This window comes from Confluentibacter citreus, from assembly GCF_002807055.1.
Lineage (GTDB): Bacteria > Bacteroidota > Bacteroidia > Flavobacteriales > Flavobacteriaceae > Confluentibacter > Confluentibacter citreus.
In genome coordinates, this window is record NZ_NIXN01000003.1 from 13958 (window position 1) to 30654 (window position 16697).

The 16697-nt window shown below is 35.6% G+C and carries 12 protein-coding genes; 4 read left to right on the forward strand and 8 right to left on the reverse strand.

Going from position 1 to position 16697, the window contains the following annotated elements; translation table 11 throughout:
- Positions 1-3: 3 nt before the first annotated feature.
- The 3 genes from CDH49_RS07685 to CDH49_RS07695 form a co-directional block, all read right to left on the reverse strand.
- Complete coding sequence (locus CDH49_RS07685; RefSeq protein WP_100614939.1) at positions 4-633, reverse strand: hypothetical protein; 630 nt, start codon at positions 631-633, stop codon at positions 4-6.
- Between the two features lie 74 nt (positions 634-707).
- Entirely contained in the window at positions 708-1634 is a 927-nt protein-coding gene (gene mdh / locus CDH49_RS07690) for a malate dehydrogenase (protein WP_100614940.1), read from the reverse strand.
- A 241-nt stretch (positions 1635-1875) separates the two neighbouring features.
- The gene (locus CDH49_RS07695; protein WP_100614941.1) at positions 1876-2892 is read right to left on the reverse strand and encodes a DUF6588 family protein; all 1017 of its coding nucleotides are present in this window, start codon (positions 2890-2892) and stop codon (positions 1876-1878) included.
- A gap of 205 nt (positions 2893-3097) precedes the next feature.
- Here CDH49_RS07695 and CDH49_RS07700 point away from each other — a divergent pair, with 205 nt between their 5' ends.
- Positions 3098-3871 carry a membrane metalloprotease gene (locus tag CDH49_RS07700; RefSeq protein ID WP_100614942.1) on the forward strand — a complete coding sequence of 258 codons (774 nt, stop codon included), beginning with the start codon at positions 3098-3100 and terminating at the stop codon, positions 3869-3871.
- A gap of 9 nt (positions 3872-3880) precedes the next feature.
- On the opposite strand, the gene CDH49_RS07705 is transcribed toward CDH49_RS07700, so the two are convergent.
- The 5 genes from CDH49_RS07705 to CDH49_RS07725 form a co-directional block, all read right to left on the reverse strand.
- Entirely contained in the window at positions 3881-5074 is a 1194-nt protein-coding gene (locus CDH49_RS07705) for a Gfo/Idh/MocA family protein (protein ID WP_100614943.1), read from the reverse strand.
- 48 nt (positions 5075-5122) lie between these two features.
- On the reverse strand, positions 5123-6451 hold the full coding sequence (locus CDH49_RS07710; protein WP_100614944.1) for a Gfo/Idh/MocA family protein: 1329 nt from the start codon (positions 6449-6451) through the stop codon (positions 5123-5125).
- Positions 6452-6457: 6 nt separating this feature from the next.
- Positions 6458-7861, reverse strand: a complete 1404-nt coding sequence (locus CDH49_RS07715; RefSeq protein ID WP_100614945.1) for a 3-keto-disaccharide hydrolase — start codon at positions 7859-7861, stop codon at positions 6458-6460.
- Between the two features lie 201 nt (positions 7862-8062).
- Positions 8063-10012 (reverse strand): DNA topoisomerase (ATP-hydrolyzing) subunit B, encoded by a 1950-nt coding sequence (gene gyrB, locus CDH49_RS07720; protein WP_100614946.1) that lies wholly within the window; start codon positions 10010-10012, stop codon positions 8063-8065.
- 306 nt (positions 10013-10318) lie between these two features.
- The gene (locus CDH49_RS07725; protein ID WP_317044387.1) at positions 10319-11338 is read right to left on the reverse strand and encodes a dipeptide epimerase; all 1020 of its coding nucleotides are present in this window, start codon (positions 11336-11338) and stop codon (positions 10319-10321) included.
- 287 nt (positions 11339-11625) lie between these two features.
- Here CDH49_RS07725 and CDH49_RS07730 point away from each other — a divergent pair, with 287 nt between their 5' ends.
- From CDH49_RS07730 to gatB/aspS, 3 genes are read left to right on the forward strand one after another with little or no spacing between them, the layout of a single operon-like run.
- On the forward strand, positions 11626-11895 hold the full coding sequence (locus CDH49_RS07730) for an Asp-tRNA(Asn)/Glu-tRNA(Gln) amidotransferase subunit GatC (protein ID WP_193434722.1): 270 nt from the start codon (positions 11626-11628) through the stop codon (positions 11893-11895).
- Positions 11896-11897: 2 nt separating this feature from the next.
- Entirely contained in the window at positions 11898-13298 is a 1401-nt protein-coding gene (locus tag CDH49_RS07735; protein ID WP_100615226.1) for an amidase family protein, read from the forward strand.
- Positions 13298-16642: a bifunctional amidotransferase subunit GatB/aspartate--tRNA ligase AspS gene (gatB/aspS, locus tag CDH49_RS07740; protein ID WP_100614948.1), complete on the forward strand. Its 3345-nt coding sequence runs from the start codon at positions 13298-13300 to the stop codon at positions 16640-16642. Before CDH49_RS07735 ends, gatB/aspS begins: the two co-directional genes overlap by 1 nt.
- The last annotated feature ends 55 nt before the right edge of the window (positions 16643-16697 follow it).

Below are 16697 nucleotides of genomic sequence, written 5' to 3' on the forward strand. Positions count from 1 at the left end.
AAACTAGCTATAGTCATGAATCCCCATCATTAATGGTCCTGCTCTACCATCTGGGATTTTATTTGAAGTAATATCTATAGCAATGGCAATACTTTTTCGGAATTTAAAGGTCTCTTTTAAAACATTAGCTGTATTAACAAAGCCAATTTGAGTAATGGATACTAATAGATTAGGAATAAAGAACCGACTGTTCTCGGTTTTAAGCTCTGTAGCATATTTTCCGCCTTCAAATCCAGCATCCTGTTTTTTAATCTCAAATACATCAATATCATAAGACCTTGAATTTTTTTCGGAGGGTGATTTAGTAGGTTTATTATCCTGATTAGGATAAATGTAACCAAGCTCTAAGTCTTTTTCTTTAGAAAGCAGTTTTTTTATACTGGCAACATCTGTATCACTATAATAGGTGATCTTTAAATTTCCTTTTTGGGATTCTTTTACATGAATTTGATTCGCGCCAATCGCTAGCAACTGTTTTTTTATGATAGCAACGGCATTTTGAGCTTCGTCTGATGTTACCTTATCATCAGTAAACCGTAAAACGATTTCCTGATTTGGCAAACAAACTTGCTGCTGACTGGCAATACCAATCAAGGCAATTACCAGCAATAAAAAGCACCATCTCAATTTCATGCGCCAAATATAAAAAAATAAAGACTGCTTGTTAGCAGTCTTTAAATAAAAATCAATTAATAAGCTATTGAATATTATAATTCCAATAAATCATTTACTTTTTGAACGCCATCGGCACTCTCTTTCATATTAGCAACTTCAGCATTATTTAACTTGATATTGATGATTTCTTCTATACCTTTTTTACCTAATACAACTGGTACTCCAAGGCAAATATCATTAAACCCATACTCACCTTCTAACAATGCCGAACAAGGGAATACTTTTTTGGTATCGCAAGCAATAGCCTGAACCATTGCAGAAACCGCAGCACCAGGTGCATACCACGCAGAAGTGCCTAGTAATTTAGTAAGTGTTGCTCCTCCAACTTTAGTATCTTCTGCTACTTGATTTAATCGTTCTTCTGATAAAAATTCTGAAACTGGCACACCATTTCTTGTAGCCAAACGCGTTAGAGGAATCATTCCTGTGTCACTATGGCCAGCAATAACCATTCCATCAACATCACTAATGGGGCCTCCAAGAGCTTCTGCCAATCTGTATTTAAAACGAGCAGAATCTAAAGCACCACCCATTCCTATGATTTTATGTTTAGGCAAATTGGTAGATTTATGAACCAAATATGCCATAGTATCCATCGGATTACTTACAACGATTATAATTGTGTTTGGAGAATATTGTACCAAACTAGATGATACCGTTTTTACAATCCCTGCATTAATACTAATTAATTCCTCGCGGGTCATTCCTGGTTTTCTAGGTATCCCTGAAGTAATAACACAAACATCACTATTCGCTGTTTTGCTATAATCATTTGTAATCCCTGTGATTTTTGTATCAAACCCGTTTAACGATGCGGTTTGCATTAAATCCATGGCTTTACCTTCCGCATAGCCTTCTTTAATGTCTAACAAAATGACTTCGGAAGCAAAATTTTTAATAGCAATATATTCCGCACAACTTGCACCTACTGCTCCTGCACCAACTACTGTAATTTTCATAAGTTTATTATTTAAAAAGTTTTTATTTATCTAAATTCTAACCAAAATTGGGATTTATTTTTATCGGAAAATATGATTTTTGTTTGGTAATATTAACATTTAAAACCATGTAAGGCAAAAGTATAAATTAAAATGTTCTTAATAAAAAAAGTGCGGGATTAAATCCCGCACTTTTCTAACATCCAACTAATAACTAAAAATAAACTAATTCAAACAATTAAAATATGACTCTTTAATATTTTTATCTAAATCCGAAATTTACACCTACTGAAAAAGCATTAAATTCGGCTATATGGTATTCAGCGTTTAATCTAAAAAAACCTAATTTTAGTTTTGTGCCAACAGTACCTCTCACTCCAGACACCTCGCTTGAAACTGAGAATGGATCTACAATATCTTCAGAAGTTATGATTCCATTAGATATTCTATAAGTTCCCAATAAATCGGATTCTGATTTTCCTTTGATATAACCAACACCACCGTAAAAATTAATGACAGGCAATTTGGTTGATGCTATCATTTGAAACAACCACGTATTTGTAGCAGTCTCCAAACGTTGATTTTCACCCCCTACACTAGAAGATTCATCTAAATTGTACGAACCGTCTAAATGTGTGTAAGCAACCAATCCAGATATGGCGACAGGTAAAATTTTATCTGCCGGTAGCCATTTTGTAATTTCAAATTGCACTCCCGCTCCATACATACTTAATGAAACGTCGTCTGTTTTTATTTTTGGCACAAATCGTGCCTTAACCTCAATGCCTTTGCTAAGACCTAAAGCACCTTGAATGAATGCCGTAGGAATTAAATTTATATTTCCTGAACCAATACCACTTGGTAAGGTAATTTGTTCTGTTTGTTGACCAAAAATGGGATCATCATAGGTTATTAAAACATCTATATCGGGATTATTCTCGCCTAACAACGTTGAAACTGTTTGCGAATTTGGTCCTTGAACAAATTGCACGTTATTGTACAAATCTGTGTTCATCAAGAATGATTTGTGATCGTTTTTTACTGAGGCTGCGTTTGCAATAATTGAAATCTCAAAACCTCCCAAAGGCTTAGCATCGGCAGTATTAAACCAGTTTGAATTCATACTATACATTAACCCATTAGTTCCAGGGGCTAAATAATCGTTGGCAAAACGCTGAGCATCTTCAACACCAGCAGACAACAAAACGTCTAAATCATTTTGAGCCTTTAAAGAAATAGTTGCTACAAACAATAATAATAGTAAGGCTATTTTTTTCATTCTTTATTAAATTTGAATGTACAAATATATACAAAAAACGGCTCAAAACAACTTTTTATCTAAAAAAATTGCATTTTATCGATATTTATAAGGTTTTTAATAAAAAACATAAGAAAATTAACAATACATTAATTAGTGATGATGATTTAACTTCAAACAAATATTTAATAAAAGTATGTAGTTTAGCAAACAGATACCCATGACTATGAAATATAAAGTTTTAGCAACATTAATGTTTACATTAATTATTCTACAATCCTGTAGTAAAGATGACATTGATAATGCTGCTAATGGCATAAATAAAATTGGCAACAAACAAACCACTGGAAGTTCTGCCAATGATATACTTTCTGCTACAAAATTTAAAAGCATTGTAATTGAGCTAGCTTATGTAGAAGGTTTTGAACCTACGGCTAATGCTGTTGATAATTTTAAAAACTTTATAAATTCAACATCTAACAAACCGGAGGGCATAAGCGTTATAAAAAAATCCATACCCTCTCTAGGGAATGCAAAATACTCTATTGAAGAAATTGCAGATATTGAAGAAACTAACAGAACAAAATATAATAATGGAGAACAAATTGCTTTGTGGGTGTTTTTTACTGATGGAAAGTCTGATAAAGATAGTGATGAAACGGTTGTTTTGGGCATCGCCTATAGAAATACATCCTTTGTAGTTTTTGAAGAAACCATTAGAAGTTTTAGTGATAGCCCGTTTGAACCAAATAGAAGTTTGCTAGAAGCTACGGTTATAAATCATGAATTTGGTCACTTATTGGGGCTTACCAATTTCGGAACTGATTTACAATCGCCACATGAAGATCCAGAACACACGAGACATTGTAATGTAACAAGTTGTTTAATGTATTGGGAAGCCGTATCTCCATCAGGATTAAATGGTATTATGAATGGAAATTCACCTCCACAACTAGACGCTCAATGCATAGCAGATTTACAGGCTAATGGTGGTAAATAAAAATGGTCTTTAAAGATTATATTCCTCTTTCCAATACTCAATGGTATTGTTATGCATAGCATCAAGAGACATTTGAACTGCAATTGCAGTATTAGCACCGGTATATAAATTTGAAATAGGCTGTTCATTGTTTATAATAGCATCTCTAAAATCTATTAAAGCTTGCTTACTAGGATCTAAATGAGATACATTAATACGCTTGCCGTTGGCATTTGAATAGTTTTGCGATGTTGCTCCAGAGACACCATCAATATCATTAAATTCCTTTTTACTAGTTTTTTCATAATACACCCAAGCCTCTTCCGTCCCTATTATAATGGTGCCCTTACTTCCCTGAACTTTAATTTGATAATCGTTTAAGGAATTGCTTGTCAAACATTTAAAGGTCGCTTTAACACCACTAGGATATTCATATAATAAATATATATTATCATATGTCTCTCTGCCATCTTTCCAAAAATCAATGCCACCAGTGCCCATAATTTTTTTAGGATTTTCTCCAAGGACCCAACTCACAAAATCAATTTGATGAGAACATAATTCTGCTACTAATCCTCCTGAATATTCTCTGTACATTCTCCAATTTATAACCCGCTCCAAAGCAGGATTGGATACTGGTCTGCGCCAATTTCCATTTCTATTCCATTGGCACTCAAAGCTAGCTACATCCCCTATTTCACCACTTTTAATAAGGTCTACAATATGTTTATAAAGTTTAGAACTATGGTATTGATGACCTGTTTGAAAAATTAGGTTGGAATTTGAAACTTTATTAGCAAGAGCATGTATTCCTTTTAATCCTTTAGCCATTGTTTTTTCACAATAAACATGTTTACCTGCATCAACGGCATCCATTGCTATTTGAGCATGTGTATTAAAAGGGGTCGCTATAAGTACAGCATCTATTTCTTTATCATTTAAAAGATCTTTGTAGTTGATATAAGATTTAGCCTTATTATTTGTTTTTAATAGACCATTTTTTAATCTAAAATCCAATATATCGCATACAGCAACAACATCAATTCCATCGATTTCATTCAGTAGCGATATAAGGCCCGATCCTCTGTCTCCAGTACCTATAACTCCTAATTTAATGGTTTTATTAATACGGGCAGCGTTAGAAACAACACCAAACACTGAAGTTGCAGATATAACACTTACGGACAAAAGTGCACTTTTAGCTATAAAATCTTTCCTTTTCATTTTAATAAATATATCTCAATCTAGGGTTTCAAATTCAAAAGTGTCCATTTATAATTTTGGTTCCCAACCATTCTCATATTCTCTTTTCCAATAGGTCATGGCTTCATTGTCATTTTTTATTTTGCCCGAGGCAGCATCAATATAAATAGTTCTTTTTACGTCTTGGGAAATATTCCCTAAATGGCACATTTGCGTGCTTATGCTAGCATCATCAATTGGGGCATTTTGTTGTTTGTTCAATCGAATAGCATCAAAGAAGTTCGCTACATGGTATAAATCCAAAGCACCTGCACCCACCGTATTTATTGTATCACTTTTAGCTTTTTCTTCAACGGTTTTGATAAGTTTCCCATCCAATCCGAAAAGCTTGTACTCATTACGACTTAGTGTAATAACCCCCTTACTTCCATAGATTGTAGTACCTCTATCCGGCTGATTTGGTTGAATTAAACCACGGCTATTCCCCGTCCATGTAATAAATTTTCCATCACTATAATTAAATGTTGCTTGCTGATTATCTGTAAATTCCCAATCATCATCATAAGTAAACTTACCTCCAAAAGAAGTCACACTATCGGGCATTCCTAATCCCATAGCCCATCTACAAACATCAATTTCATGGGTGCCATTATTATGTATTTCTCCAGTGCCCCATTTTCTGAACCAATGCCAGTTATAGGTATGTATATTATCTTTATATTTTTGCCTTGGAGCCGGCCCTTGCCAAAGTTCCCAATCTAAGGTTGAAGGCACTTCAATCTCTTTACCTCTTCCTATGGAGCCTCTATTGTTTGAATAATACGCTTCGCCTTTGTAAACGTCGCCAATAATACCATCTTTTATTTCTTGAACCGCCAAAATACTGGACTCTGCCGAGCGTTGCTGATTACCCATTTGCACCACTTTTCCATATTTTTTTTGGGCTGCTACCAATAATTCATTTTCGTGTGGGTTGTGACTACAAGGTTTTTCCACATACACATGTTTTCCTGCTTGTAGCGCCATAATGGCCATGGGTGCATGCCAATGTTCTGGTGTTGCAATAAATACAGCATCAACTTCCTTGTCATCCAATATCTTTCTAAAATCCTTTTCTACTTTCGGAATATAACCAATGGTTCTCTCTAAATACTTATTATTTCGGTCTATAATTAAATCGTCGACATCACAAGTATATATAATTTTAGCATTGGGGTAATTATGTATACCTGTAGTTAAAGCTTTTGCTCTACCATTAACCCCAATTACCGCGACATTTAAACGCTCGTTTGAACCAATAATACTAGCATAACTTATGTTTGGCAATACCGCCAAGCCCATAGTTGCTATTCCACCTAATGCCGATTTTTTTATAAATTCCCTTCTATTTGATGCCATAATATATTAATTAAATTCTCTTATTTTTATACTTCTATAATGAACGGTATTGCCGTGGTCTTGCAATAAAATGGAGCCACTTGCCCATTGTCCAAAACCCGGCCATGTTTTATATTTACTGTTTGCCACAAGCGACCTAAACATTTGTGAAAACCGATCGTACTCTACGACTTTCTCATTATTTAACCAATGTTCAACATGACCTCCTCTTACAATTATTCTTGCTTTATTCCATGTTCCTATACCTTTAAATTGTTTCGGACGATTGGATGATGAAAGCCCTTCCGCAGGTATTAAATCATATAGTGAGCCAATAGTTCTATTGCCATTCACACCTGCTTTGGCGTCTGGATGCTTGTCATCATCCAATATTTGAAATTCACATCCAATAGCAGAACCTGGACCTTTATTTAAATCGGCATCAACAAAATATTTTATGCCACTGTTAGCACCTTCGGTAATTTTAAATTCCAATTCCAATTCAAAACTACTAAAAAGGTCTTCTGTAACAATATCTCCAGGACCGGTAGCTTCACCCCCATTCGTTGCTAAAATAGTTAGCTCACCATCCTTTATTTCCCAACCTGATTTTGGAAAACTGTTCGCTCTGGCACTTCTCCAACCAGAAGTTGTTTTACCGTCCCATAACAAACGCCAACCCTTTCTCATTTCGTTAGGTGTTATTTGATTAACTAAATAACTCACCTCAACGACTTCAGGGTCTGATGCTTTGCGTTCGGATTCTAAATTAGTAGTTTTAATTCTTATGTTTTTCCACTTAATTTCTTTATTTGCTAGGTTTTTATCCTCACCAATGCTATGCACTTGCAAAGCTATAAACCCAGAAGATGTTATATCATCAACTAAATTGGCGCATTCTACGCCGTTAACCCAGGTTCTAATGGAATTACCAATGGCTTCAATTCTACAAATATTCCAAACACCATTCTGAAAAGCCTTAGTCCCTTTTTTATTAATTGACAACGGATATAACCAACCTCTTCTTTGTTCATCATAAATACCCCCGCTAAAACCTCTGGAACTAGGATCAATTTCAAATTGATAACCATGAACAACTCCTTTTCTATAATCTGGACTTGAATTAGACCTAAATTGAACGCCTGAATTAATTTCCGGACTCACCATAACTTCAAACTCAAGAATAAAATCGGAATAATTTTTAGTGGTACACAAAAAACTATTGGGCGTATTTACTGTTGTTTTTCCAATAATTTCCCCGTTCTCAACTTTGTATTCTGCATTACCATTAATCTGCTTCCAACCATCCAGATTTTTGCCATTAAAAAGGGATATCCATCCATTGTTCTCGGATTGAGAATTTACATCGACACTATAAAATCCTACAAGAATAGTGACAATAATAAAGTGCCTTAATTTAAATTGTATCATGATTATTTTAATATTATTTCTAAATTTTTAGGAGTGTGTAAATTATAAATTTAATCGCAAAACATTGTTGAAATAATAAAAATATATGACTTTTTTACATTATTATCAATAAACAATATTGAACAAGAAAAAACCGTTAACAAATTTTCATCTTGTTAACGGTTTTCACTAATAAATTCAAAAAAAATGTCTTAAAAGCGTTTACGCATCAATATTGGCGTAAATGGCATTTTTTTCTATAAAATCCCTACGAGGTGGCACTTCATCACCCATAAGCATCGAGAAGATCCTATCGGCTTCAATACCATTATCTATCTGTACCAAGCGCATGGTTCTAAATTCAGGATTCATCGTAGTATCCCATAATTGCTCAGCATTCATCTCACCAAGACCTTTATAGCGTTGGATATTCACACTGCCTCCAAATTCCTCCGCAATGGCATCGCGTTCTTTATCACTCCAAGCATACGATTTTTTATTTCCTTTTTTAACTAAATATAAAGGAGGCGTTGCAATGTAAATATGCCCACCTTCAATCAATTCTTTCATATATCTAAAGAAGAAGGTTAAAATCAATGTGGCAATGTGGCTACCATCAATATCGGCATCACACATAATTACCACTTTGTGGTATCTTAATTTAGAAAGGTTAAGGGCTTTACTATCTTCTTCTGTTCCAATAGTGACACCCAAAGCCGTAAAAATATTCTTAATCTCTTCGTTTTCAAATACTTTGTGGACCATAGCCTTTTCAACGTTTAGAATCTTACCTCTTAACGGAAGAATGGCTTGAAATGCTCTATCTCGACCTTGTTTTGCCGTTCCGCCTGCAGAATCTCCCTCAACAAGGAATACTTCACATTTTGAAGGATCTTGCTCTGAACAGTCACTTAATTTCCCTGGTAAACCACCAATGCTCATAACGGTTTTACGCTGAACCATCTCACGAGCCTTTTGGGCAGCATGACGTGCTTGTGCCGCTAGCATCACTTTTTGAACTATGATTCTAGCATCGTCTGGATGTTCCTCTAGATAATCCGTCAACATTTCAGATACCGCCTGACTTACAGATGCAGAAACTTCCCTGTTTCCTAATTTTGTTTTAGTCTGACCCTCGAATTGTGGCTCTTGAACTTTTACCGAAATAATGGCCGTTAATCCTTCACGGAAATCATCACCGGCAATTTCAAATTTCAAATTCTTCAACATACCAGAGTCATCAGCATACTTTTTCAGGGTCATAGTTAATCCACGACGGAAACCTGCTAAATGTGTTCCTCCTTCATGCGTATTGATGTTATTAACATACGAATGTAAATTTTCAGCATACGATGTATTATAAACCATAGCTACTTCAACTGGAACACCATTTTTTTCACCTTCAAAAGCAATAACATCTTTCATTAAAGGCTCTCTGTTTCCATCTAAAAACTTTATAAATTCTTTTAGACCTTCGGTAGAATGAAATGTTTCCCCTTCAAAAGTGCCGTCGCTTTTTTTCTCCCTTTTATCAACTAAATGAATGGTGATACCCTTATTTAAATAAGATAATTCTCTTAATCTACTAGCCAAGGTATCATAACTATACTCCACAGTTTGGGTAAATATAGTTTGGTCTGGTTTGAAAGTAACCGTTGTACCACGTTTATCGGTTTCACCAATTTGTTTAACAGGATACATCGCTTTTCCACGCTCATATTCTTGCTCATAAACTTTACCATCTCTATAAACAGTAGCACGCAAATGTTCAGATAAGGCATTCACACAACTGACACCAACACCATGCAACCCTCCAGAAACTTTATATGAATCTTTATCAAACTTACCACCGGCACCAATTTTGGTCATTACAACTTCTAGGGCTGAAACGCCTTCTTTTTTGTGTAAATCCACTGGAATACCACGACCATCATCTTCAGTCGTAATGGAATTGTCTTCGTTTATGGTTACTGTAATATTATTACAATGTCCAGCAAGCGCTTCGTCAATGGAGTTGTCAACAACCTCATATACCAAATGGTGAAGGCCTCTAGTACCAACATCTCCAATATACATCGATGGACGCATACGCACATGCTCCATGCCCTCTAAAGCCTGAATACTATCTGCCGAATAATTATGTTTATTAAATTCTTCTTTTGCTTCGCTCATATTACTTTTTTAATATAATTTAGTCTGGTTTATGTCATAAAAAAAGATGCTTGACGCATCCTTCTGAATACAGACAAATATACGAAATTTAAAAGTGATTTAAAAGTATTTTATCGATTTACCTTTATAATTATCAACATTTGTTAATTACTTGAAAATGTCTTAAATCGCCTAAAAAGTGGCTTAAATTGAATTTTGATTGTTTTTTAATCAGTTTACGAGAAGAAGGATAAACAAAACGTCTTAAATCGCGAATTTCTGTTTTTTCAAACTTAAATTTAAAATAAAAATGATGCAAATAATGACTCATTTAAGCATTTCGGCACCAGAACCATTTTCAAAAGAAAACACCATTTTTCCGTCTTCAAAATACACACCTTTTGCAATATCTTTTTTTAGTAACATGGCGCCGTCGGCATCTATATAATCGAGCAAACCGGCAAGTTGCGTCAGATTTGAAATCCCTATAGATGATTCAGTCATACACCCCGCCATAACCAACATATCATATTGTCGAGCTTTTTTTATCATTTCTAGAGCAGGCGTCATTCCTCCGCATTTCATCAATTTAATATTGATACCGTGAAAAATGTCTGCACACATATCAACATCTTCCTGTCTTTGGCAGCTTTCATCAGCAATTATGGGAAGTTCACTTCTTTCTTTTAAAAGTTTCATGCCTTGCCAATCACCCGCCTTCAATGGTTGTTCGATAAATTCGACATTTAAAGATTTTAATTCCTCAATATTTCTCAACGTTTCTTCTGCGGTCCAACTGGCATTGGCATCTATTCTAAATACGGAGTTTGTTATCTTCCTTAAGGATTTTACAATCTCTACATCCTGCTCAGTTCCTAATTTTATTTTATAAATCGGCCATGGCTTTTCAAGGATTTTAACTTTCATATTTTCAATGGAATCGATGCCGATGGTATAATTCGTCAAGGGTAATTTTTCTATTTGATTTCCAAAATAACTTCGTAAAGTTTTATGATGAATTCTAGCATACAAATCCCAATAAGCACAATCTATCGCGCAAAGCGTGAAATAATCGTCTTTTAAATAGGGTTCGACATCCAACCAAAATTCCTTGGGATGTTTTAAATCAGACGCTTCTATTATGGATTTCACTTGTTGAATAGAACCCTCAATTTTCTCAACGGTGCTATTATAATATGGATTCACTGTCGCTTCACCATAACCTGTAAATTCGCCATGACTCATGCTTACAATCACGGTACTTTGCGTTTCTACCGTGTACCTCGAAATGGTAAATGGATGCCTTAATGGAAGCTTATAATGTTTTGCTGTAATGGTCAAATTCATAATATAAATATACATTTGTTTCGATAAAAAATATCTATTTAAACTAAAACCTCTAAAATATCATGGGGTTTTTTATTAATTTGATAATATAGATTAGGATAGTTATAAAAAATAGTGTTTGATTTATAATTTCTATATATATTTGGAAGCGTAAAAAGTATTTATGATAAATAATAACAATAATAATTTCAATAATCCTAAATTATAGGAAGGGAAGGTTATTGTTTAAAAATAAAATATAAAGCCTTCCAAACTTGGAAGGCTTTTTTTAATCTAAATTTTAAGACATGAGTAAAATTATGACGGTCGACGTATTGTCGAGTATTAAAGGAGCGCAACCCAGTGAGGCTGTGAACAAATTATTTGATGTGATTAAAAATGCACAGCCAACAAATAATAATTCTTTTAATAATAATCGTAATAATTACGTGTCTTTAAACGATTTAAGAAATGATGTGGTGATTGAAAGTTCTGCCTTGGAAAAACAAATCATCATCGAAAACTTCCCTAAAGAAAAAGGCGGCTATTTGGTAGTTTCTAAAGTTATAGAAGAATAATGATGGACTCTCAAATACATAAAATCCATCAGCAATTGGTGGATAAGAAAATATCTTGTACGGCATTAGTTCAACAAAAATTAAACGCTTTAAAAGAGAACACGAACAATACGGTTAATTCATTATTAGATGATTTAGCCTTAAAACTTGCCGCAAAAGTAGATGTTAAAATTGCCAAGGGAGACCCCATTGGTTTATTGGAAGGCATTCCGTTTGGGATTAAAGATGTGTATATGTTGCAGGGCACTTATACCACAGCAAGCTCCAATTTGTTGAAAAATTATAAATCGGCTTACACGGCAACCGCCATTCAAAAACTATTGGATGCTGGTGCTATTCCTATCGTAAAAGAGAATTGCGATAGTTTCGGACATGGGTCGTCTAGTGAAAATACCATATTCGGCGCTGTGAAAAATGCCAATAACCCCGATTTGGTTGGTGGTGGTTCTAGTGGGGGCTCTGCGGTGAATGTTGCAAAAGAGTATACTATTTTCTCAATTGGTGGTGATACTGGAGGTTCTGTGCGTCAACCTGCGGGTTACAATCATGTTTATGGTTTAAAACCGACTTACGGTCGCATTTCGCGTTACGGATTGATGGCGTATGCCTCTTCAACGGATTGTGTTGGCCCAATAGCCAAATCGGTTGAAGATATTCGTATTGTTTTAAACGCCATGAGTGGAAAAGACGTTAAAGATCAAACCACTTACGCTTCCGCGGAAATTACTAAAGATAGCATTTTAAATTCCAAAAGCATTAAAACCATCGGTTATTTTAAAAATTTCATTGAAAATGATGCCATAGATTCTAAAATAAAAGCTGATTTTTTAATAGCTATTGAAAAGATAAAAGCCAAAGGAATTGAGGTCAAGGAACTGGATTTCTTTAAATCTGATATTTTAGTTTCAACTTATTACACGTTGGCCATGGCTGAAACAGCTTCCAATTTATCTCGTTTAGATGGTAGCAATTACGGCAACCGCATTGAAGATAAAAACCTAAAGGAATCCTACGCCATCACACGTTCTGAAAATTTTTCGGAAGAAACAAAACGTCGTATTGTTGGAGGAAATCAAGTATTATCCCAAGGGTTTTCAGATGAAATATATCTGAAAGGATTGGCTTTAAGAGATGCTATTTCCGAAAATTTTGAAAATGATTTTAAGGAAGTCGATATCATCTTATCTCCTGTTACTCCAAACTCACCACCAAAAATTGGTGATAGTTTGAAAGACCCACATGCCATGTATTTAAGTGATGCGTACACGGTTGGTTTTAGTTTAGGGCAATTACCGACTTTAACCATCCCTCAAGGCACAGAAACGGGCTTGCAAATAACGGCCGCAAAAAATAATGACGAACTCGTTTTGAAGTTTGCTAACTTCTTAAAAGACACGATATAATGGAACTGGAACAATTAGACGCCGCCTTAAAAGCGCACGATTTAGAGTTAGTCATCGGACTGGAAACACACGTTCGACTGAATACAAAAACCAAGTTGTTCTGTTCTTGTCCAAATCAAGAAATAGACATCCCAAACCAAAATATATGTTCTGTTTGTACGGGACAAATGGGTGTGTTGCCCGCTATCAATAAAGAAGCCATCACCAAAGCCATTTATTTTGGAAAAGCGGTAAATTCTTCTTTTGAAAATGACATTATTTCTTGGGATAGAAAGCATTATGAATATCCGGATAATCCGAAAAATATTCAAATCACGCAGTTTCATAATCCTATTATTCCTGACGGACAAGTATCGTGTTTTAGGAATGATGGCAGTCAGTTCACAGTCAATTTAACCCAAGTTCATATTGAGGAAGATGCCGCCAAATTGATGCACGAAAAAACGGTTTCGTTAGTCGATTTTAATAAAGCCGGCGTACCGTTAATTGAAATTGTGACCGAACCTTGCATTCGCCATATCGAAGACGCTTCCATTTACGCCCAATACATCCAACGTATTGTTCAAAATTTAAAAATTTCTGAAGCCAATCTTGAAAAAGGCGAGTTTAAATCTGATGTTTCAGTATCACTTCGTAAAAAACATAGTTATGCGTTAAATCCGCGTACCGAAATTAAAAACTTGAACTCGTTTAAGTTTATGGTCGATGCCTTAAAGGAAGAAGTTGAAAAACAATTCAATTATTATATTGAGCACAAGGAATTCAGACCCGACCAAACCACAGTTCTATGGGATGCCGATTTAAAGCAAACCAAAACCATGCGTAAAAAGGAATTTGAGGCGGATTATCGTTTTATTTCTGAACCGGATTTACCTTTTGTAAACATCAAGAATGCTGTGGAAGCGATTCATGTGGATACCAAAACGCTTCCTTTTGCAGTGGAATCCATTTTAATTCAAGGCGGTGTATTGCCACAGGATGCTAAATTTTTCACGGCGGATTCGTTGCGTTCAGAAACCTTTGTGGCTATCAATAACGAATTGAATGATGCTTCGTTTGTTGCTAAAACATTATCAAACAATATAAAACCTGAGGATTATTCTAAAATCGAAAACACACAGGATTTTATTGCCATTTTCAGATTATTCAAAGAAGAAAAAGTAACGGTCGTATTGGTTCAAAACGCGATTAAATCGTTGCTTGAAAATGCTAGTTTCGACTATAAAACCTATTTCGAAGAAAACAGCATTTCCGAAGAAAAAATTCAGGATGCCATCGCTAAAGTCATTTCAGAAAACGAAGCGACTGCCAACGATATTAAAGCTGGAAACCAAGGAAAAGCAGGTATTTTAGTCGGTAAAGTGATTGAAATTATTGGAAAAGGCGCGTCTGGAAAAGTGGTTCGTGAGGGAATTTTGAAGATGCTTGCTGGAGAAGACCGAAAACCAAAGACGGAAGACCAAGACCCAAGACCCAAGACCCAAGACCCAACAACTAACAACCAACAACCAACAACCAAAGAAGAAGCATTACCACAAATCCCCATCATCATAAAAGAAGAATACAGAACACACCTAATCACCGCTATTTCTGAAGCTAATATTTCTGAAAAAGTAACCTTTGCGGGTTGGGTTGCCAGTGTTCGCGACCATGGTGAGTTGATTTTTATCGATTTACGCGATTCCAGTACCGAGATTTTCCAAGTGCGTTTAAGTCGGGAATCATTTCCTAATTTAGATGAACTTGTGAAGCTAAAACCAGAGTCCGTTATTACTGTAACAGGCACGATTGTTCAGCGTAAAGAAGATGATTATAATGCAGCTTTACGAACCGGAAAAATAGAATTGGAAGCTTATGAATTGGATATTTTAAACCTATCCAGAACACTTCCTTTCGAAATAAAACGCGCGACCAAAACCAACGAAACCATTCGTTTTCAATATAAGTTTTTAGATCATAGAAATGACGATGTGCGTCGCGTGATTGTCAACCGTCATAAGGTTATCAAATTACTGCGTGATATTTTGGATGCAGAAAATTTCTTGGAAATTGAAACGCCCATTTTAAGTGCCGGAACCGATGAAGGGGCTCGTGAATTTATTGTACCAACCCGTAAACAACCTGGCGCCTTTTACACCTTGCCACAAGCACCGCAACAGTTTAAACAAATGTTGATGGTAAGCGGTTACGAAAAGTATTTCCAGATTGCACGTTGTTTTAGGGATGAAGATTCCCGTGGCGACCGTCAACCGGAATTTACCCAATTGGATATGGAAGTGGCGTATGCCAGCATGCAACAAATCATCGATTTAAATACCAAAATGTTTAATGAGGTGGTCACTAAAATATATGGCAACAAATGGATATTGCGTCCGTTTGAAGTCATTACCTATCAAGATGCCATGTATTATTATGGTTGCGACCGACCAGATTTGCGTTTCGGATTGAAACTTCAAGACATTACAGACATTGTAAAAGACACAACTTTTCAAGTATTTAGCAAACCGATTGAAGAAGGCGGTATTGTAAAATGTATTAAGGTGTCTGCTGAAGAACAAGGCAACAAACGCTTATCCAAAGGGCAAATTGAAAAATTAACGGCCACAGCGCAACAACACGGCTTAGGTGGTTTGGCTTATATCATTGTTAATGAAACTGATTTACAATCGCCCATTATTAAATTTTTAGGTGAAGACATTGCAGCAGGCATCATAAAAACAACCAACGCTCAAGTGGGTGATATTGTATTTTTCTCAGCTGCCGATTACGCTACAGCCAATAAAGCTTTGGATGCGGTGCGTCAGGAATTGGGCAGTATGTTGCATTTAATCAATCCGAAAGAATTACGTCCGGCGTGGGTGATTGATTTCCCCATGTTTGAAAAAACGGATGAAGGTCGATGGACATTTACACACAACCCCTTCTCCATGCCCGCGGTTTATGATATTGAAAAACACATGAACGGCAAGGAAGAAGAAATTGGCAGTATCATCGCCCAACAATACGATTTAATATTAAATGGTTACGAAATTGGCGGTGGATCCATTCGTGCCCACAAACCTGAAATTTTAGAAGCGACTTATAAAAATATGGGCTACAATAAAGAGGAAATGCTGAAAAGCGTTGGCACCATGTACAAAGCGTTCCATTATGGCGCGCCACCACACGGCGGTATTGCTTGGGGCGTAGATAGATTGATGATGATTTTAGAGAAAAAAGCATCCATACGTGAAGTGATGGCATTCCCAAAAACAGGCACGAGCGACGATTTATTATTTGGAGCGCCTTCCATCTTATCCGATAAAAAGATTGAGGAAATGAATGTGAGGGTTATTAAGAAATAGGATAATAGACGATAGATAAAAGACTAGAGACTAGAGAAAAATAGATTTTATGAAA

Excerpts from the sequence above, each read along its gene's own strand:
- CDH49_RS07685 (WP_100614939.1), bottom strand. The coding sequence starts at position 633 with ATGAAATTGAGATGGTGCTTTTTATTGCTGGTAATTGCCTTGATTGGT.
- mdh (WP_100614940.1), bottom strand. The coding sequence starts at position 1,634 with ATGAAAATTACAGTAGTTGGTGCAGGAGCAGTAGGTGCAAGTTGTGCG.
- CDH49_RS07695 (WP_100614941.1), bottom strand. The coding sequence starts at position 2,892 with ATGAAAAAAATAGCCTTACTATTATTATTGTTTGTAGCAACTATTTCT.
- CDH49_RS07700 (WP_100614942.1), top strand. The coding sequence starts at position 3,098 with ATGAAATATAAAGTTTTAGCAACATTAATGTTTACATTAATTATTCTA.
- CDH49_RS07705 (WP_100614943.1), bottom strand. The coding sequence starts at position 5,074 with ATGAAAAGGAAAGATTTTATAGCTAAAAGTGCACTTTTGTCCGTAAGT.
- CDH49_RS07710 (WP_100614944.1), bottom strand. The coding sequence starts at position 6,451 with ATGGCATCAAATAGAAGGGAATTTATAAAAAAATCGGCATTAGGTGGA.
- CDH49_RS07715 (WP_100614945.1), bottom strand. The coding sequence starts at position 7,861 with ATGATACAATTTAAATTAAGGCACTTTATTATTGTCACTATTCTTGTA.
- gyrB (WP_100614946.1), bottom strand. The coding sequence starts at position 10,012 with ATGAGCGAAGCAAAAGAAGAATTTAATAAACATAATTATTCGGCAGAT.
- CDH49_RS07725 (WP_317044387.1), bottom strand. The coding sequence starts at position 11,338 with ATGAATTTGACCATTACAGCAAAACATTATAAGCTTCCATTAAGGCAT.
- CDH49_RS07730 (WP_193434722.1), top strand. The coding sequence starts at position 11,626 with ATGAGTAAAATTATGACGGTCGACGTATTGTCGAGTATTAAAGGAGCG.
- CDH49_RS07735 (WP_100615226.1), top strand. The coding sequence starts at position 11,898 with ATGGACTCTCAAATACATAAAATCCATCAGCAATTGGTGGATAAGAAA.
- gatB/aspS (WP_100614948.1), top strand. The coding sequence starts at position 13,298 with ATGGAACTGGAACAATTAGACGCCGCCTTAAAAGCGCACGATTTAGAG.